The sequence below is a fragment of the Sorangium sp. So ce1036 genome (genome assembly GCF_051369805.1).
Taxonomy (GTDB): domain Bacteria; phylum Myxococcota_A; class Polyangia; order Polyangiales; family Polyangiaceae; genus Sorangium; species Sorangium cellulosum_F.
In genome coordinates this window covers 5,096,344-5,114,133 of record NZ_JBBMOX010000001.1, presented here as the reverse complement: position 1 = coordinate 5,114,133, position 17,790 = coordinate 5,096,344, and the positions used below count along the sequence as shown (strand labels likewise).

At 72.9% G+C, this 17,790-nt stretch carries 13 protein-coding genes and 1 tRNA gene; 3 read left to right on the top strand and 11 right to left on the bottom strand.

From position 1 onward, the window contains the following. Positions 1 to 17: 17 nt before the first annotated feature. The 9 genes from WMF31_RS19205 to WMF31_RS19165 all read right to left on the bottom strand — a co-directional run bounded on the left by WMF31_RS19205 (position 18) and on the right by WMF31_RS19165 (position 10,019). On the bottom strand, positions 18 to 1,454 hold the full coding sequence (locus WMF31_RS19205; protein ID WP_436603343.1) for an energy transducer TonB family protein: 1,437 nt from the start codon (positions 1,452 to 1,454) through the stop codon (positions 18 to 20). A gap of 219 nt (positions 1,455 to 1,673) precedes the next feature. Beyond that, the gene (locus WMF31_RS19200; RefSeq protein WP_436603342.1) at positions 1,674 to 2,468 is read right to left on the bottom strand and encodes a TatD family hydrolase; all 795 of its coding nucleotides are present in this window, start codon (positions 2,466 to 2,468) and stop codon (positions 1,674 to 1,676) included. Between the two features lie 8 nt (positions 2,469 to 2,476). Continuing rightward, positions 2,477 to 4,744 carry a PrkA family serine protein kinase gene (locus WMF31_RS19195; protein ID WP_436603341.1) on the bottom strand — a complete coding sequence of 756 codons (2,268 nt, stop codon included), beginning with the start codon at positions 4,742 to 4,744 and terminating at the stop codon, positions 2,477 to 2,479. Between the two features lie 154 nt (positions 4,745 to 4,898). Continuing rightward, entirely contained in the window at positions 4,899 to 5,426 is a 528-nt protein-coding gene (locus WMF31_RS19190) for a hypothetical protein (protein WP_436603340.1), read from the bottom strand. A 136-nt stretch (positions 5,427 to 5,562) separates the two neighbouring features. Beyond that, entirely contained in the window at positions 5,563 to 6,834 is a 1,272-nt protein-coding gene (locus tag WMF31_RS19185; protein WP_436603339.1) for a serine/threonine-protein kinase, read from the bottom strand. Positions 6,835 to 6,846: 12 nt separating this feature from the next. After that, positions 6,847 to 7,602 carry a zinc ribbon domain-containing protein gene (locus tag WMF31_RS19180; RefSeq protein ID WP_129348087.1) on the bottom strand — a complete coding sequence of 252 codons (756 nt, stop codon included), beginning with the start codon at positions 7,600 to 7,602 and terminating at the stop codon, positions 6,847 to 6,849. Positions 7,603 to 7,637: 35 nt separating this feature from the next. After that, positions 7,638 to 7,711: transfer RNA gene (locus WMF31_RS19175), tRNA-Ile, on the bottom strand. A 228-nt stretch (positions 7,712 to 7,939) separates the two neighbouring features. Next, positions 7,940 to 8,932, bottom strand: coding sequence for a formylglycine-generating enzyme family protein (locus WMF31_RS19170; protein ID WP_436603338.1), 993 nt, complete (start codon positions 8,930 to 8,932; stop codon positions 7,940 to 7,942). 1 nt (position 8,933) lies between these two features. Next, positions 8,934 to 10,019, bottom strand: a complete 1,086-nt coding sequence (locus WMF31_RS19165; RefSeq protein ID WP_436603337.1) for an SUMF1/EgtB/PvdO family nonheme iron enzyme — start codon at positions 10,017 to 10,019, stop codon at positions 8,934 to 8,936. Positions 10,020 to 10,277: 258 nt separating this feature from the next. Here WMF31_RS19165 and uvrA point away from each other — a divergent pair, with 258 nt between their 5' ends. Beyond that, positions 10,278 to 13,244 carry an excinuclease ABC subunit UvrA gene (gene uvrA, locus WMF31_RS19160; protein ID WP_436603336.1) on the top strand — a complete coding sequence of 989 codons (2,967 nt, stop codon included), beginning with the start codon at positions 10,278 to 10,280 and terminating at the stop codon, positions 13,242 to 13,244. Between the two features lie 126 nt (positions 13,245 to 13,370). On the opposite strand, the gene WMF31_RS19155 is transcribed toward uvrA, so the two are convergent. After that, positions 13,371 to 13,733: a TraR/DksA family transcriptional regulator gene (locus WMF31_RS19155; protein WP_436603335.1), complete on the bottom strand. Its 363-nt coding sequence runs from the start codon at positions 13,731 to 13,733 to the stop codon at positions 13,371 to 13,373. A 450-nt stretch (positions 13,734 to 14,183) separates the two neighbouring features. Here WMF31_RS19155 and WMF31_RS19150 point away from each other — a divergent pair, with 450 nt between their 5' ends. Further along, the gene (locus WMF31_RS19150) at positions 14,184 to 15,170 is read left to right on the top strand and encodes an NUDIX hydrolase (RefSeq protein ID WP_436603334.1); all 987 of its coding nucleotides are present in this window, start codon (positions 14,184 to 14,186) and stop codon (positions 15,168 to 15,170) included. A gap of 3 nt (positions 15,171 to 15,173) precedes the next feature. Continuing rightward, positions 15,174 to 15,761: a response regulator gene (locus WMF31_RS19145; RefSeq protein WP_436603333.1), complete on the top strand. Its 588-nt coding sequence runs from the start codon at positions 15,174 to 15,176 to the stop codon at positions 15,759 to 15,761. Positions 15,762 to 15,800: 39 nt separating this feature from the next. Here WMF31_RS19145 and WMF31_RS19140 read toward each other — a convergent pair whose 3' ends face one another. After that, complete coding sequence (locus WMF31_RS19140) at positions 15,801 to 17,636, bottom strand: N-acetylmuramoyl-L-alanine amidase (protein WP_436603332.1); 1,836 nt, start codon at positions 17,634 to 17,636, stop codon at positions 15,801 to 15,803. Between the last annotated feature and the right edge of the window lie 154 nt (positions 17,637 to 17,790).

The window sequence follows — 17,790 nt, the reverse complement described above, 5'->3', positions numbered from 1 at the left end:
GTCCTGCGTGCTCCCCATCAGCGTCGTCTGGACGTCGATTCATCGCCCCTTTCCTCATCGCCCCTCCCCTCGATGCGCGCGGGGCGCCTCGGCAGGACCGCCGGGTTCCTCGCCTCGAACGGCATCGACCAGCGAAAGCTCTCGCCGAGCTCGGGGGGCAGCGGCGGGTACGGCGCGCCGCGGAGCACCGCGCGTCGGCAGTTCTCGTCGAACTCGGGAATGCCGCTCGGGCGCGTGATCGACGCGCTCCCCACGGTCCCGTCGGCGCGGATCACGAAGGTGACGATCACCGTCCCCTGGAGCCCTTCGCCCGCGGCCCACCTGGGGAACGCGTCGGCCCAGAGCGGGTCCAGCTTGGCCATCACCTGGCGCATGTAGAGGCTGCGCCGGCGATCGCGCGGGTCGCTGTCGAGCGGCCAGCCGCGCCCTGATCCGAGCGCGTCCGAGCGCGCCCCGCGGCCCGTCACGCCGCCCGAGCCCGTCGCGCCCGGTCCTGCCTGTCCTCCCGGACCGTGCCCGCGCGCTCCGCCGGCCGTGCTCGCGTGGACGAGCGACTGGATCGCGGTCGCCACCTCCTGCTCGCTGTCCACCGTGTCGCTCGGGCGACCGGCGGCGTCGGCGGGGACGGAGGGCGTCCCCGAGGCCACCATCGGCCGCGCCCGCGGGACCGCCGCGCTGTCGCGGTGCTCCACGCCGGGCTGCCCGTCGCGCACGCCCAGCCCCGCGGATGCGCGCTCCCCTCCTTCCACCGCCCCGCCGGCCGCGCGTGGCCTCACGCCCAGCGGCAGCGGCGCCTCGACCGGGTGCGGCGCTGCGGCCGCGCGCTCGACCCCCGCGGGCCGCGCGGCCGCGCCGAGCGCGCTGCCATGGCGCTCGGGCGCGCCGCGGTCGCGCGCCCCGAGCGACGGGTCGCGCTCGGCCGGCCTGCGTCGCTCGGCCCGGCGACCGGCGCGGCCGTCCGCGAGGAAGGTGAGCTCCATCGGCTCCCGGCTGGCTCGCCAGTCCTCGCGCGACGCGCGCCGCGACGCCGAGCGGATGCGCTGGACCTGGCTCCTGTCGAGGCGCGAGCGGACCTCCGGCGAAAGGAAGATCCCGTCGTCCCTGTCGGCGAGGTTCAGCGCGGGCAGCTCGGCCGCGTCCGTGCCGCCACGGCCGCGCGTGCCCGTGTCGGGCCGCGCCGTGCCCTCCCCTCCGCCCCGGGCCAGGCTCGCGGGCCGCTCCGGCGCGATCGCGGCCGCGCCGTCGAGCGTGCCGTCCGAGACCGCGGGCAGCTCGATCTCGATGGGCGCGCTCCTCGCGGCCGACAACCCGGCCGTGCGCGCGACGGCCACGTCCCGCGTCGAGAGCGAGCTCGCGACGAGCAGCGCGCCTGCCCCGACGAGCCCCGCGTGAGCCGCGACGGAGAGCGCCCACGCGGAGGCGAGCCGGCGACCGTCGCGAGACTCGTGCGCCATCGTCCTGTCACTATGCCTCGAATCGTGCCTGGCGCGAGCGCAGCGGGGCCGGCACGAGGGCTCGGCCCTGCTCAGGCCACACGAGGCGCGGCGCGCACGAGGCAGCCGCGGAGCAGGCGCCGTGTTCGGGGCGGAGGCCCGAGGCGAGCACGTGGGTGCCGAGCGCACCCCGTCACGGGGCGGCGGCCGGCGATCCGGCAGGGGTCGTGGTGCGCGGCGCTACCCGGCGGCCGCAGCGGGCGCCGGCAGCCGCAGGCGCCGGCGGGTGTTCTCCGCGGTGCGCGCGGCCAGCGTCTCGAACGGCTCGCCCCGGAGCTCCGCGACGAAGCGGGCGGTGTGCGTCACGTGCGCCGGCTCGCACCGCTTTCCCCGGAGCGGCACGGGCGCGAGGTAAGGGCTGTCCGTCTCGACCAGGATCCGGTCCCCCGGGGCCCACGCGGCCACCTCCTGGATCGCCCGCGCGCTCTTGAAGGTCACGATGCCCGAGAACGAGAGGTCGAAGCCGAGCGCGAGCGCCCTCTCGGCGAACGGGCGATCCTCGGAGAAGCAGTGGATGATGCCCCCGACGTCGCTCGCCCCGCTGCGCTCCAGGATCGCGAGCGTGTCCTCGGGCGCCTCGCGCGTGTGGATGACGATCGGCTTCCGGACCCTGCGCGCGACCGCGACGAGGTCCTCGAAGACGCGCCGCTGCGCGTCCCGGGGCGAGTGCATGTAGTGGTAGTCGAGGCCGATCTCGCCGACGGCCACGACCTCGGGGCGACGCGCGAGCGCCTCGACCTCGGCGAGCATCCGGTCGTCGACCGCGGCGGCGTCGTGCGGGTGGACGCCGACCGCGGCGTGCACGTCCGGCCGCCGCGCCGCGAGATCCACCGCGAAGCGCGCGGCGGTGAGGTCGGCGTCGACGCCGACGACCACGAACGCGTCCACGCCGGCGGCGCGCGCGCGGTCGAGGACGGCGTCCGCGCCCTCGCGGAAATGGAGCGGATCCACGTGGCAATGCGAGTCGATGAGCATGGTTCGCTTCAGGTGACGAGCTCCGCGAACCGCGCGCGGAGCAGCGCGCTGGCGGCGTCGAGCGCGCAGCGGTCGCAGTAGCCCATCCCGCGCAGCCGCTCCAGCGCGCGCGTCGCGTTCCTCCGCTCCTCCTCGCGCAGGGCGCCCCAGCCCTTCTCGGGGTCGCCGTCGCCCTGCGCGTCGCGCAGCAGGGTGACGAGGTCGCGGACGAGCAGCGCCACGCCCTTGCGCCGCTCCGTGAACACCGCGTCCCGCAGCTTGCGGATCTGCTGTGGGAACACGACCGCGTTCACGATCTTCTGCCCCGGGTGGTCGATGGCCCACGCCGCGATCGCCGAGATCAGCCCGCGCCGGTGGTCCTCGTGCTTCGTGCGGATCCCGAGCAGCGCCTCCACCTCGCGCATCATGCGCTCGTCGGGGTTCTCGAACTCGCCGGTGTGGGGGTTTCTGATCTTCTCCCCCTTCACCCAGACGCCGACGTGGGAGATGTACCGATCGAACAGCTCGGCGTAGCGGGTCTCGTCGACGAGGCCGCTGGCCGTGCGCATCTCCTCCTCGATCGTGTCGAGCAGGCGCGCGCGCACGACCTCGCGGAAGAGCCGGTGGTCGTGGTAGCCGCCGGCGAGCTGCTTCTCCTTGAGCCAGTCGTACTCCGCCTGCCGCTTGCAGAGCGCGTCGAGCTCCGACAGGACCGCGAACGGCGAGAGGCAGCCGTGATCCGGGCTCTGCGCCGCGTCGAGCAGGAGCGTCCGCACCTCCCGCGGCGAGACGCCGAGGCGGCCCTCGAAGTCCACGGACGCGTCGCTCTCGTGGTAAATGGCCTCGATGCCCGCGCGCAGGACCTTCTGCGCCTCCGCGTCGAACCGCTCGGGCGGCGTGCCCGTCGCGAACAGCTCCATCTTCTCGACGGCGGTGAGGCTCGAGACGAGCGGCGCGAGCGCGTCGGGGTACCGCTTCGCCTCCGGCTGGCGCATGCGGGTGAGCACGGCGAACTGCGCCGCGACGCGGGTCGCGTGCGGGGCGACGTGGCGCGTCACGAACGGCACGATCTGCGCGTCGTAGATCGCCTGCTCGTCGACGTAGCTCCGGAGGTAGGGCGCGCGCAGGAGCTCGAAGCGCCCGCGGAAGCTCGGGAACTCCGGGTGCTCCCGGAAGGCGTTGAGGTGGATGTCGTTGGCGCTGCCGATCATCACGACGTTCGTCTGCACGGTCTGCTGCGGCAGGCTCACCTCGCCCGTCTCCAGCGTGAGCTGGAGGTAGCGGAAGGCGTCGAGCGGGCGCTTCAGCAGATCGCTGAACTCGAGCACGCCGCCGGACGCCTCGATGAGCTCGCCGTGCGCCTCGAACAGCGTCGTCGCCTGGAGGGAGGTCGGGAGCGAGGCGAGCGAGCGATCCGCCGTGATCTGCCGCTCGCCGGCGTCGACGGAGAGCTCCGGCCCGATGGTGACCGCGCCGATCCGGTAACGCCGCGAGATGAAGTACCGCTCGACCTGGACGTGCCGCAGCGTCTCGACCAGCGAGCCGCCGCTCGCCACGAGCAGCGCCTCGAAGACCTGCTGGTTCTTGTGGGAGAGCTTGCCGCTCATCAGCCACTCGGGCGGCGGCTCGGTCGCCCCGGCGTCCTCGTAGAGCTTCAGGACCAGCGCCCGCCGCTCGCGCACGGGGAGCAGGAAGAGCGGGTGGTCCCTGAGCTCGATCACGAGGCGGGCGTCGATCTGATCATCGCCGAGGTGGGCGTAGCTCGACCCGTCCGCGGCGCTCGCCTTCACGTCGCCGCCGAAGCCGATCGAGCCGCGCATCGTCTTGCGGCTCGGGAACACCCAGTGGAAGCGGTAGAGCGCGCCCTCGTCGAGCGTCGAGTAGTGCTCCAGGGCGCGCAGGACGCAGGCGGCGAGCGTGCTCTTCGCGGAGCCGTTCGGGCCGTGCATCAGGATGAGCCGGTTCGCCCTGCCCTCGCGCACGAAGTTGCAGAGCACCCGGTACACCTCGGCCTGGAGCTCCTCGTGCCCGACCAGCGCGAAGTCCCGCCCGTGATACGAGCTCGCGCCGCGCGGCTGCGCCGGGCCGGCCGGCGGGAGCTCCCAGGGCAGGTCGAACAGCTGGAACCGGGTCAGCTCCCCCCAGGGCTTCTTGACCGTCCGCGTGCCGAAGTGATCGAACATGTCGCGGACGTAGCGGGCCGCGTCACGCCCGAAGCGCACCGGATTGGAAGCGAAGAGCTCCAGGTACTGCTGGAAGGAGAGGACCCGCTGCTCCTCGCTGAAGCGCTGGGCCATCGATGAGGCGATGGCGTCGAGCTCGGAGAGCGCTCTGCGAGCCCGCTCCGCCGCGCTACCTTGAACTGTCTGGCTGGGGCCGACCGCGCCGGGCTGGCCCTCCCGGAAACCGGAGGCGTCGTTATTCACGTGGGGGCCGAGTTTACCGTCGTGCTTACTGCACGTCGATAACCGCCTCGAGTTCCTGCTTCTGCATCAGGCAGTTCGCGGCGCTGCAGATGCTGAAGGAGAGCACGCCCGCCACCTTGGTCTTGCCCTTCTTGGCCGCGACGAACGGGACCTTGAGGACGCCCTTGTTCTCCTCGAACACGCCGTCTTCGCGCTTGAGCAGGGGCTTCGGGTACGAGACCCCCTCGGCCGCCGCCGCGGCGACCTTGAACTTGATGGGGTACTTGTCGTTGATGTGGTACTCGCCCTTCGACAGGAGCGACACCTCGACGACCCCCTCCTGGCCGGCCTTGTACGTCCCCGTCGGCTTCATCTCGAGGGTGTAGACAGCGTCCTCGACCTTCGATTTCCCTCCCTGGGGCTTCGCGGCCGGGACGTCGGCAGCGGGGCCGCGGGAGGTCGCTGCTTCGCTCTGGCTACAGCCCGAGCCGAGGACGGCCAGCCCGGAGAGCGCGATCGCACACGTCGCGACGGAGAGGGGCCTGCGGGTCCGAGTTGAAGGGTCAGTGCTCATGGTCAATTCAAATAACACAGGGGCGGCCAGCGCGCGAACGCGGGGGTCTCCGCGTCCAGCGCGGGCGAACGGCGATGGCGCACCGCGCCACGCCGCCTGAGCGCGCACGGGAGCGCGCGGCCCACGGCGTGCGCCGTCAGCGCGTCAGCAGCAGGGCGACGAGCGCGCAGAGCAGCACGGCCGCGCTGGCCGCCGCGGGGACGACCCACCGCGGCAAGCGCGGGGGCACGCCCATCACGATGTCCTCCGCGAACGCCTCGGGGGCGCCCGGGGTGGGGGCGGCGGACGCGGCGGTGACGGCCCGGACGGCCGGCCCCGGGGGGACAGCGCTCGCGCTCGCCGTCGCGTGCTGCTGGCGCGCCAGGACGCCCGGCATCGCCGCGCGGATCCGCTCGGCGAGGGCGTTCTGCGGTAGGGTCGCCCAGTCGCGGTGAGAGCCCGCGAGGCCGTACGCGTGCCCCACGCGATCGGCCAGCAGGCCGACGGACGGGAGGCGCGCCTCCGGGCTCTTCATGAATGCCTCCTCCATCACCGGATCGAGCGAGGCGGGCACGCCGTACGCCTTGCCCGCCTCGCTCGGAGGCAGCGGATCCTTGCCCAGGATGGCCACGAGGATCATGGGGCCGGTCGGCGCATGGAACGGGACCCTCCCCGTCACGCACTCGAAGGCGATCGCCGCGAGCGACCAGACATCGGCGCGATGATCGAGCGTGAGCAGCCCCTGCGCCTGCTCGGGCGACATGTAGAACGGAGATCCGATCGTCGTGCCGACGACGGTCAGCTTCTTCGCGCCCTCGCTGTTGTCGCGCACGCTGCCGAAGTCGAGGATCTTCACCCGGTCGCCGTCGTGCGTGCCGACGAGGAAGATGTTGTCCGGCTTGAGATCGCGGTGCACGACCTTGCGCTCGTGCGCCTCGGCGAGGCCGAGCGCGACCTGCGACAGCATCCGCACGAGGCGCTCGGGGGGCAGCACCTTGTCGCGCTTGAGGACCGTCCGCAGCTCCTCGCCCTCGAGGTACTCCATGACGAGCGCGAAGCTCTGATCTTCGGTCCGCTCGAAGGCGAGCACCTCGACGATGTGCTCGTGGGGCAGCGAGGCGCTGACCTCGAACTCGCGGCGGAAGCGCTCGAGGCTCACCTCGTCGAGCGCGACCTCGGGGTGGAGGATCTTCAGGGCGACGCTGCGGCCGGCCTGGAGGTCGAGCGCCTGATAGACGCGCCCCATGCCGCCGTCCGCGACGATGCGAAAGACCTGGTATCGCCCGCCGCAGATCGTCGCGCCGACGCGCCTGTCATCCGGGTGGGTGGGCGGGGTCGCCTCGGCGACCGGGACGAGGCGCTGGCCATCGACCGGGCAGAACCCGCTGTCGTTCGAGAAGAGCCTGTAGCAGGCGGAGCAGGTCTTCAAGCCGTACCCGGGTCAGGCGCGGGAAGGATCCGCGGCCGGCGAGCTGCCCGGCGCAGGCTCTGGCGGCATGTAATAGAGGATCCGGTGGCAGTTCGGGCACCGCTCGAACTCTTCCTGGCGGCGCATCTTCTGGAACATCATCGGCGGCACCGACAGGTGACAGCCGAGGCACGTGCCATCGTACGTGCGGGCGATCGCGACCGGCCTGCGCTGGCGGATCGACTCGTAGCGGCGGTACAGGACGGGCGGCAGCTTGCCGACCACCTGCTGGCGCGCCTCGGCGCGCTGGCCGCGCTCGGCCTGGAGCGCCTCCAGCGACGCCTGCGTCCCCGGCGCGCTGCCGTCGATCGCCCCGGAGAGCTCGACGCGCTTCGCCTCCGCCTGCGCGATCGCCGAGCGCGCGCCCTCGGCGGCCGAGCTCAGGCGCTCGATCTCTTCCTCGCGATCGCGGTGCAGCTTGCGCAGCTCCTCGATCTCGCGCTGCGCCGCGTTCGACTCGCGCTCGTTCCGGGAGCGCTGCAGCTTCTCCCTCGAGCGCTCGATCTGGCTGGCCATCTGGCGGGACTCGACGACGAGCTCGGAGCGCGTCTTCTCCATCGCCGCCAGGGTCTCCCGATCGCTCGTCAGCCGCTCTTCCAGCCGCTTCAGCTCGGACCGCATCCCCTCCAGGCTGCTTCGCTGTCTGTCGAGCTGCTCATCGATGCGGCGGATCTCGGTGTCGATGGCCGACAGCTCTTCGAGGAATGCGATCTGCTCGCGGATGCTCACGTGCTTCCTTGTCTCCTTGTGTTCCGTAGCTTTCGTGGGCCCACCTGGACTCGAACCAGGAACAGCCCGGTTATGAGCCGGGGGCTCTGACCGATTGAGCTATAGGCCCTGATGCAGGCGGCGACACCCCGATCGGGGCGGCCGACTGAAGCATCGGCGGACAACGTAGTCCAAGCCGCGCGCAGTTGGAAGGGGAGCGGTTCGGGTGGCACGTCTCCCACGCGGCGCCGGCGTGACCCGGGCGCGGCGGCGCCGGCCGCGGAGAGCGCAGCGCCCGCTCCGGCGCTCTCGCCGGACGCCGCGCCGGGCGCCGCGGCCTCGCCCGGGCCCACGTCCCTCACGGCCCCTGCCGTCCGCCCGGATCGGCCATCGGGCTGCGGCGCGGGATGCGGGCCGTCCGCTCGGCGGGGGTCACGGCCTTGCTTCCGTCGAGCGTGTCGGAGCAGCACCGGAAGCCGACCTGGTAGAACCGGAACCACCGGTTGTGCGTCGAGGTGATCGGGCGGCACCTCGAGCGGATGGGCCCCCAGTAGCCCCCCTTCAACGTCGAGCGGAACGGCTTTTCGTCCAGGTTGCCGAGATCGTTGTGGACCCACTCGTCGACGTTGCCGGTCATGTCGCGGACGCCGAAGGGGCTCACGCACCGCTGCATCTCCCCGGACGCGACCCGTCGATCCAGCCGCTCGACCTCCGCGGAGATCTTCCACGGGTCCGAGAACGTCTCGAGCGCGGGCATCGAGATCTTCCTGTCGATGTTGCAGGCGTCGGGATCGCGCGCGGTCCCGTAAGGATAGGGCCACATCTGCGGGCCCTCGCACGCGAACTCCCACTCCTCGACGGTGCAGAGCCGCTTGCCCTCGACCTCGCAGGCGCGCTTCGCCTCCAGCCAGCTCACCATCACCACCGGGACGACGCCCTCGATGTTCGGGTACTCGAACACGTCGATGCAGTAGCGCCGGCGCTGGAGGCGCCCCTCGCAGAGGACCTCGGGCGCGAACCGCGCGCAGATGTCCTTCTCCTCGTCGATGTAGGCGGCGCAGTGGTGCCCGACGTAAGGGCAATAGATGCCGTCGACGAGCACCATGCCCGCGCGGCATGCGGTGGCGCTCGCGGGGTTGACGCGCACGTACGCGGGCAGCGACGGGCGCGGCGGGGCGACGAGCGCGGAGGGCGGCGGCGCGGGCTCCGGCGGCGCGACGCTCGCCGCGGGCGAGATCGCGCTCGCCCCGACGGCCGGCTCCGGCGGCCTGCGGAGCCGGGGGGCGAAGAGCAGCGCGCTCACCAGCGCGGCGACGGCGAGGGCGGCGAGGAAGGCGATGCGCTCGCGCATGTCAGTCGTACACGCCGCCCTTCTCGCGAGCGCGCTCGCGGTCGCGCTCGATGAACGGCCGCGGCGGAGGTGTGCGGACGCCGTCGATCGTGTCCGCGCAGCATCGGAAGCCCGCCTGGTAGAACCGGAACGTCGGCCCGTGCCCCGCGGTCGTGAGGCGGCAGGTGTTGCGCACGGGCCCCCAGTAGCCGCCGTTCAGCGTGGCCGGGCGCGACGTCTCCGGATCGTCGGCGAGGTTGTCCGTCCACTCGTCGACGTTGCCGGAGAGATCGTACGCCCCGTAGGCGCTGACGCAGTTCGGGTGCGACCCGATCGGATCGGCCTGCCATAGCCGGGCGATCTCGTCCTCGCGGGTCGACTCGTCCAGGATCGCGCCGAGGTCGAACGCGACCGCGGCGCGATCGATGTTGCAGGGGCTGGGGGTGCGCACGAACCCCCAAGGATAAGGCAGGCGCTTCGGGCCCTCGCAAGCCAGGATCCACTCGGAGCGCCGGCAGAGCCGCCTGCCGATCGACGCGCAGAGCGCCTTCGCCTCGTACCAGTCGACGTAGACGCGCGGGAGCTCGCCGACGCGGTTCGGCCACTCGTGGCGGTCGATGCAGAACCGCCGGAAATCCGTGCGCGCACGGCAGCGTTGGCCGCGCGCGTACTCGGCGCACCCGTGGCCGACCCCCTCGGCCCCCCGGAGACAGACATACGGGAGAGCCGGGCAGAAATCGCCCTCCACGAGCGTCATGTCGGGCGGGCACGCGGCGAGCGCCACCGGATCGGCCGCGAAGCGATCGACGACCTGGGCGACGACCTGGGCGACGACCCGGGCCGCGGACGCCGGCGGGCGCGCGCCGCCGGGCGCCGGCGCCGGAGGGCTCGCGCCCCGAGGGGGCGCGGCCGCCTCCGCCGCGCGAGCGGCCGTTCCGGGCGCTGGCGCAGGGCGAGCCGACCCCGCGGGCTCCGCGGAATGCAGCGCGGCACGACCGGCCTCCAGCGGCTCCGGCGCGGCGGGCCGCGCGAGCAGCGCGCCGACCTCGGGGGCGTACCGTGCGACGAGCGCGACCGCGCCGAGCGCGACGCCGGCGCCCATCGCCATCAGAACGCTCCTCGTGCGCGCTTTCACATCACCCCGCGCGCCCCGTCATAGTCCAGCTCGCAGCGCACCGCGGTGAGAAGAATTGCAGGACATCCGGAAGACCACGTCCGCGGCGCCGCGCTCCGCGCCGCCCCCGCCACGGGCGACCGCGAGCGCGCGGGGGGGGACGATGGGGGAACGATGAGGGACGATGGCGAGGCGGCGAGCAGGTGCGCCGCCCCGCCCGCTTCCGTGTGTGATAGCTCTCCGGTTCCCCCTATGGATCGACTGGTCGTTCGAGGAGCTCGGCAGCACAACCTCAAGAACGTCAGCGTGTCGCTTCCGCGCGACCGCCTGGTGGTGATCACCGGCCCGAGCGGCTCGGGCAAATCGTCCCTCGCGTTCGACACCATCTACGCGGAGGGGCAGCGCCGCTACGTCGAGTCGCTGTCCGCCTATGCGCGGCAGTTCCTCGAGCAGCTCTCCAAGCCGGACGTGGAGTCGATCGAGGGCCTCTCGCCCGCGATCGCGATCGAGCAGCGGGCCCTCGCGAAGAGCCCCCGCTCGACGGTCGGCACCGTGACCGAGATCTCGGACTACCTCCGCCTGCTCTTCGCGCGCGTCGGGACCCCGCACTGCCCCGCGTGCGGCAAGCGGATCGAGGCCCAGACCGTGCAGCAGATCGTCGACCGGATCCTCGATCTCGGCGACAAGACGCGGGTCACGATCATGGCGCCCATCGCGCGAGGCCGCCGCGGCGAGCTGAAGCTCGACATCGAGCGGCTCCGCCGCGAGGGCTTCGTGCGCGCGCGCATCGACGGCGAGATCGTCGATCTCGGCGACGAGATCGTCCTCGATCGGACGCGCGCGCACGACCTCGACGTGGTCGTGGACCGGATCGTGGTCAAGGACGGCATCAAGGGCAGGCTCACCGACTCCGTCGAGCTCGCGCTCAAGCTGGGCGAGGGCCGGCTTCTCGTCGACATCTCCGGCGAGGGGATGAAGCTCGAGCCGCTCTGGATGAGCGAGCGCTTCGCGTGCATCGACTGCGGCATCTCCCTGCCGCCGATCGAGCCGCGGATGTTCTCGTTCAACGGCCCCCACGGCGCCTGCCCGGCCTGCGACGGCATCGGCGCGCGGACCCGCATCGATCCGGACCGCGTGGTGCCCGATCCGCGGCGCACGCTGCGGGAGGGCGCCGTGGTGGCCTGGGGTCGGCGCGGCTCGCTCTCGCTGGCGACGGAGACCGAGCGCGCCGTCAGCGCGCTCGGCTGCGATCCGGACGTCCCGTGGGCGAAGCTGCCCGCCGCCGTGCGGCAGGCGATCCTCGAGGGGAGCGAGCCCGGCGGCGGCCGGGGGAAGAAGAAGGCGGCCTACGAGGGCATCATCCCGCGGCTCGAGCGCCTGCTCACGAGCGGCGAGCCCGCCCTCTCCGACGCGGAGGACGCCGAGGCCGACGAGGACGAGAGCGCCCTCTCCGACGAGATCGGCCGCTTCGTGATCACCCGGGTGTGCGACGCCTGCGGCGGCCGGCGCCTGCGCCCGGAGGCGCTCGCGGTGCGGCTCGGCGATCGCAACATCGCCGAGGTCGGCACCCTTCCGCTGCGCACGCTGCGCGCCTTCCTCGAGGGCCTCATGCCGCCCCAGGACAGGGCGCCCGGGGCCTCCCGCGGCGGCGCCGCCGCCTCGGGCGAGGCCCCGGCCGACAACGCGCTCGCGCCGCGCGAGCGGGCGATCGCGGAGCCGCTGCTCCGGGCGGTGATCGCGCGCCTCGGGTTCCTCATCGACGTCGGGCTCGACTACCTCACCCTGGACCGCTCGGCGCAGACCCTCTCCGGCGGCGAGGGGCAGCGCATCCGGCTCGCGACGCAGATCGGGGCCGCGCTGGTGGGCGTGCTCTACGTCCTCGACGAGCCCTCGGTGGGCCTGCACGCGCGCGACAACACGCGCCTGCTCGAGGCGCTCCGGCGGCTCGTGGACCTCGGCAACACCGTGGTGGTCGTGGAGCACGACCGCGACGCCATCCTCGCGGCCGACCACGTCGTGGACATGGGCCCGGGCGCGGGCGTGCACGGCGGCCACGTCGTGGCGCAGGGCACGCCGGAGGAGCTCAGCGCCGACCCGGCGTCGATCACCGGCCCGTACCTGAGCGGCAAGAAGCAGCTCGCGATCCCCACGAAGCGCCGGCGCCCCGACGGGCGCGCCATCCGCGTGGTCGGCGCGCGGGCGCACAACCTCCGCAACGTGACGGTCGAGATCCCGGTCGGGCTGTTCTGCTCGATCACGGGCGTGTCCGGCTCGGGCAAGTCGAGCCTCATCGTCGACACGCTCCTGCCGGCCGCGAAGAACGAGCTGTACCGGAGCTCCGCGCCGATCGGCGCCTGCGACGGGATCGAGGGCCTCTCGCACATCGACAAGGTGATCTCGATCGACCAGGCCCCCATCGGCCGCACGCCGCGCTCGAACCCGGCGACGTACACGGGGGTCTTCGGGCTGCTCCGCGAGCTGTACGCGGGCCTCCCGGAGGCGAGGACGCGCGGGTACAAGGCGGGCCGCTTCTCGTTCAACGTGAAGGGCGGCCGCTGCGAGGCCTGCCAGGGCGACGGCGTGCTCCGCATCGAGATGCACTTCTTGCCCGACATCTTCGTCACCTGCGAGACGTGCGGGGGCCGCCGGTACAACCGCGAGACGCTCGAGGTGCTCTACCGCGGGATGTCGATCGCCGACGCGCTCGATCTCACCGTCGAGCAGGCGATCGAGCAGTTCGAGGCGCTGCCCCGCGTGCGCGAGCGGCTCGCCGCGCTCGCGCGCGTCGGCCTCGGCTACATCACCCTGGGCCAGCCGGCGACGACGCTGTCGGGCGGCGAGGCGCAGCGCGTGAAGCTCGCGCGCGAGCTCGCGCGCAAGGCCACAGGCCGCACGCTCTACGTGCTCGACGAGCCGACCACGGGCCTGCACTTCTCGGACATCGAGGTGCTGACCGCGAGCCTCATGAGCCTGCGCGACGCCGGGAACACCGTCCTCGTGATCGAGCACAACCTCGACGTGATCGCCTGCAGCGACTGGGTGATCGACCTCGGCCCCGAGGGCGGCGAGCGCGGCGGGACCGTCGTGGCGGCGGGCACGCCGGAGGACGTGGCGCAGGTGGAGGCGTCGTTCACCGGCGCGTACCTGCGCGAGGTGCTCGCGGCGGCCAAGCGCAAGGGCCCGCAGGCGCCGCGCGGCCGCGCCAGCGCCCGCAAATAACAGCACGGGCGTGGGCTCGCCCGGTCCGCGTCACGCGGACCGAAGGCGGGCGCGCACGCCCGACGACGCAGAGGCTCCGTCGCGCAGGGAGGCCCCCGAGAGGAGGCCTCCTCGCGCAGCGCAGCGTCAGCCGTAGTCCTTCTCGACCCTCTCCTGGTCCTCCTTGCAGCGGATGCAGAGGGTCGTCTCGGGGCGCGCCTCGAGGCGCTTCACCGAGATCTCCTCCTCGCACTCCTCGCACTTGCCGAAGGTGCCGTCCTCGATCTTCAGCAGGGCCTTGTGGATCTTGTCGAGGAACGACTTCTCGCGGCCCCGGAGGCGGAACGTGAACGACTGGAGGTACTCGCTCGACGCGAGATCCATCTCGTCCGGGAGATCGTTCGCGTCGAGCATCATGTCTTCGGTCAGCGTTTGCTTGGCCTTCTTGACGATCTCGTCACGCTTCGTCTCAAGCAGGGTCTTGAACTTTTTCAGCTGGGCCTTGTTCATAGGTCCTCTCGCGTCGAATGCGCCGTCCGGCGCTGCCGTCTGAGCTCCCCTGGCGCATGCAAGCCGCGGGGCGCTGACCCCCTTGCTGCGGGACGGGGCTTAGAGCTCCGCGACATGTCCGGAGAGGCCAGATAGCCCCCGAAATTGCGAGGCGCGGGATTCTAGTCGTGGATACCGCCCCGGTCAACGCGCCTCGACCGTGCCGCGCCACCGCGCCGTCACCGAGCGCAGCGTTCGTCCATGCGAGATCACCGCACCCTGGCGCTCGCTGAGCGCATGGCCGCGACGGCGCGCCCGCTACGGCATCGGTGTCAGGAGAGGTTGGAAAGAGTCCGCAGGCACGCCCCGATTGGCCGGAAAGGGCGGCCTTTTCGGCCTCGAACAGGCATGCTCACGCAAGAGCTTGCCGGAAATGAGACGCAGCGGACGGTTTGACGAAAGAAAGCTCACGTGGAACAAATTTATCCCATATTGCTGGATTTCGATCAGAACCGAAGCTCGCTCCCACCTCGTGACGCCGCCACGGTGATCATCCTCCGTGATGGTCCTTCGGGGCTGGAGGTGTTCTGCGTTCGCCGCCACGCGAGCTCGAGCTTCCTGGGCGGCGCGGTGGTGTTCCCCGGGGGGAAGGTGGACGCACAGGACGGCGCGGAAGTCTGGAGGGATCGGGCGACCGAACCGCGGGCGCGCGCCGCCGCGTTCGCGACCGACGCGATGCCAGCCCGGGCGCTGTGCGTGGCCGCGTGCCGCGAGACGCTGGAGGAGGGGGCCATCCTTCCGGTCGATCCGCCGGCGTCCGGCGACGAGGTCGACGCCATCGGGAGGGAGCTCGCCGCCGGGGCGCCGCTCGATGCCCTCCTCGGGCGACGTGGCCTGAAGCTCGCTCTCGCGGAGCTCGTCCCATGGGCTCGATGGATCACGCCCGCCGCCGAGTCGCGCCGCTTCGACGCCCGCTTCTTCCTGCTGCCCCTGCCGCCCGGCCAGGTGGGCCGGCACGACGGGCGCGAGACGACGATGAGCTTCTGGGCCGCGCCGTCGGAGGTCCTGGAGCGCGCCGCGCATGGCGAGTTCTTTCTCGCTCCGCCGACTTCACGCACGCTGGAGCTCCTCTCCGGGGTCGCGGACGTGCGCAGCGCCGTGGCGCTCTCGGAGCGCCAGTCGCTCTTGCCGATCTGCCCTCGCTTCGTCCCGGGCGACGGCGCGGCGCCGCCGTACCTGGCGCTGCCGGGCGACCCTTCGCACGAGATCCGCGAGCGGCGCACGGCGGGGCCGACCCGTTATGTCCTGCGCGACGGCCGCTTCATCGCGGAAGAGTGCTGCGCGCATGGATCCCCGATCCACATCAAACAGGAACGAGACACCGGATCGACGACCCGCTTCGACGCCCCCCCGGACGAAGCCCCCTCCGTACCGGCGACGCCTGATCTCGAGGAGTGAGCCATGGAAACGAACCCGAAAGAGAACACGACGCAGCCCGAGCTGTTCACCGCGAGCGACGTCGCGCGCTTCTGCCAGGTGGACCTCAAGACCATCCACAACTGGGCTGACAAGGGGGAAATCCGCCACTTCCGGACCCCCGGACGGCACCTCCGCTTCCGGCGGCTGGACGTGCTCGATTTCCTCCGGAAGTACGGCTACCCGATCCCGGAGATCCTCCGGATGGGGAAGCCGAAGGTCGTCGTGGTCGATGACGACCCCGCCGTCCTCGCCGCGCTCCGCAAGACGCTCTCGCGGAGGTTCGACCTGACGACGTTCCAGGATCCGTTCGACGCCCTGGTCGCCGTGGGCAACATCCAGCCCGACGCGCTGATCCTCGACGTCATGATGCCGGGGCTCGACGGCGTGCGCTGCCTGGAGCGCCTCCGGTCCATCGACGCGACCTCGCACATCCGCTGCATCGTGTACTCGAACCACGAGGACATGAAGAAGAACGCGACCGAGGCCGGCGCCTACGACTTCATCAAGAAGGGCGAGGCCGGCGAGCTGCGCGACTTGCTCGAGCGGCTGATGGGCCTGGAGCGAGGCTGAGCCGCGCGGCGGCGACGCCCGCGCGGGCCGGCCTCGCCCTCACTTGCCCTCGCGGTAGGCGCGGATCGCGTTCACGATGGCATCCGCCATCTTCTGCCGAAAATCGGCGGTGGCGAGGCGAGCCTCGTCCTCGGGGTTCGAGATGAACGCGGTCTCGAACAGCGCGGCCGGCATGTCGGCGCCCGCGAGGACGAAGAAGCCCGCGCCCTTGACGCCTTGGTCCTTCGTGTCGGGGTAGCGGGGCGCGAGCGAGGCGAGCGACGCCCGCTGGAGGAGCTCGGCGAAGTGGCGCGAGCGGGCCGCCATGTCGCCGACGTTGAGGTTCGACAGGATCGCCTCCACCTCGAGGCGCGCGCCGGGATCGCCGGGGCCCGCGCCCTGCCCTGCCCTCCCGGCGCGGGCCGCGTTCTCCCGCGCCGCGAGCGCGGCCGAGGTCGACTCGGGGTCGCGGGACGCGGCGAGCGAGAACGTCTGGACGCCGCGGGCGCGGCCGTTGTCGCTCGCGTTGCAGTGGATCGACACGAACAGATCGGCGTGGAAGGCGTTGGCGCGCGCGGTGCGGAGCTCCAGCGGGACGTAGACGTCGCTGTCGCGGGTGAGCAGCGTCTCGATCTTGAGCTCGCGCGCGAGCAGCGGGGCGACGCGGTGGGCGACGTCGAGCGTCACGTCCTTCTCCTTCAGCCCGGTGGGGCCGACCGCGCCGGTGTCGTTGCCGCCGTGCCCCGGGTCGATCGCGACGCGCCGCACCTCGCGCTCGCCGCCGGGTCGGCCTTCGTCGTCGCGCACCGGGGGGCGGGTGCTCACGTCGATGACGATCCGGAACGGATCGGGCAGGTAGAAGATGCGGCGGTAGAGGTCGGCGGCGAGATCGAGGACGACCCGCGTCCCCTTCGGCTGCACGCCGACGCGCACCCGCCGGAGGACGCCGCCGACCTCGATCTCCCGCGCGACGCCGCGCGACGTCGCCCCGGCGATGTCGACGAAGACCCGGGCGTCCTTGCCGGCGGCCTCGTCCGCCGGGAGCGTGCCGACCTCGAAGGTCGTCGGCGCGGAGAGCGCGACGACGACGCGCGCGCCCTTGTCCGAGCCGTGCCGCTCGATGCCGGTGATCTTCACCGCGCCGGGCGGCGCGGCGGGCGCCCGGGGCGCGACGACGAGATCGCGGGCGGCGCCCTCGCTCGTCACCTGCACCGGCGCCGCGCTCGCGGCGCTCGCCGGCGCGGCCGACGAGCCAGGCACGGTACCTGTCGCGAGCGCGAGCGCGATGCCCTCGACGCGGTGCCCCTCGTGCTCCAGCGCCCGCAGCGCGTCCCCGCTGGGCCGGTAGGCGGCCGCCTGCGCCAGCGCGACCGCGATCGCGCCGAGGCACGGCGACCGCGAGGGCGGCGCGCCGCCGGACGGCGCGGGCGCGGCGAGGGCCGCGTAGCGCCGCGAGACCAGGTAGAGCTCGCGGTACGCGACCGCGGCGTCGCGGGCGAGCTCGCCGGCGAGCAGCGCGCGGCGGCGGTCGGCCTGGCACGCGCGCTCGACGCCGGCGGGCTCGGACGAGGCGCGGAAGGCGGTCGCCGCGGCGCCGTAGAGCTCCATCGCCTCGCGCGCGTCGGTGGCCGCGTGATCGAGGCGGAAGAGCCGCACGCGCAGGTCGCCGGCGAGCTCCGCCAGCGAGGCCGCCTGCGCCGGCGCGCCCGCCCGCGCCGACGCGATCGCGACCGCATCGGCGAGGGCGACCGTCTCCGCGCGCGACGGCAGCAGCGCGCCCGGATCGAGCAGCGCGGCGGCGCGCTGCTCGTCGGAGATCGCGGCGCTCGGGGCCGGCGCGCCGCCCTCGTCGCCGCACCCGGAGGTGTGCACGGCCACCGTGAAAAGCGCGACCATCGCGAGGGCCCGGGCGTTACGATGCGGCTGAGCCGCGCTGGGCTGCCGCCGGCGCGCCGGGGCAGCCCCGCGCGCCGGGCCCATGGCGATGCTTCCCGGAGGTTTCACGTGCCCGACCTCACGCCCACTTCATCCACAGAACCCCTCTACGCGG

Coding starts and splice junctions, on each gene's coding strand:
- WMF31_RS19205 (WP_436603343.1), bottom strand. CDS start 1,454: ATGGCGCACGAGTCTCGCGACGGTCGCCGGCTCGCCTCCGCGTGGGCG.
- WMF31_RS19200 (WP_436603342.1), bottom strand. CDS start 2,468: ATGCTCATCGACTCGCATTGCCACGTGGATCCGCTCCATTTCCGCGAG.
- WMF31_RS19195 (WP_436603341.1), bottom strand. CDS start 4,744: ATGGCCCAGCGCTTCAGCGAGGAGCAGCGGGTCCTCTCCTTCCAGCAG.
- WMF31_RS19190 (WP_436603340.1), bottom strand. CDS start 5,426: ATGAGCACTGACCCTTCAACTCGGACCCGCAGGCCCCTCTCCGTCGCG.
- WMF31_RS19170 (WP_436603338.1), bottom strand. CDS start 8,932: ATGCGCGAGCGCATCGCCTTCCTCGCCGCCCTCGCCGTCGCCGCGCTG.
- WMF31_RS19165 (WP_436603337.1), bottom strand. CDS start 10,019: ATGGCGATGGGCGCCGGCGTCGCGCTCGGCGCGGTCGCGCTCGTCGCA.
- uvrA (WP_436603336.1), top strand. CDS start 10,278: ATGGATCGACTGGTCGTTCGAGGAGCTCGGCAGCACAACCTCAAGAAC.
- WMF31_RS19155 (WP_436603335.1), bottom strand. CDS start 13,733: ATGAACAAGGCCCAGCTGAAAAAGTTCAAGACCCTGCTTGAGACGAAG.
- WMF31_RS19145 (WP_436603333.1), top strand. CDS start 15,174: ATGGAAACGAACCCGAAAGAGAACACGACGCAGCCCGAGCTGTTCACC.
- WMF31_RS19140 (WP_436603332.1), bottom strand. CDS start 17,636: ATGGTCGCGCTTTTCACGGTGGCCGTGCACACCTCCGGGTGCGGCGAC.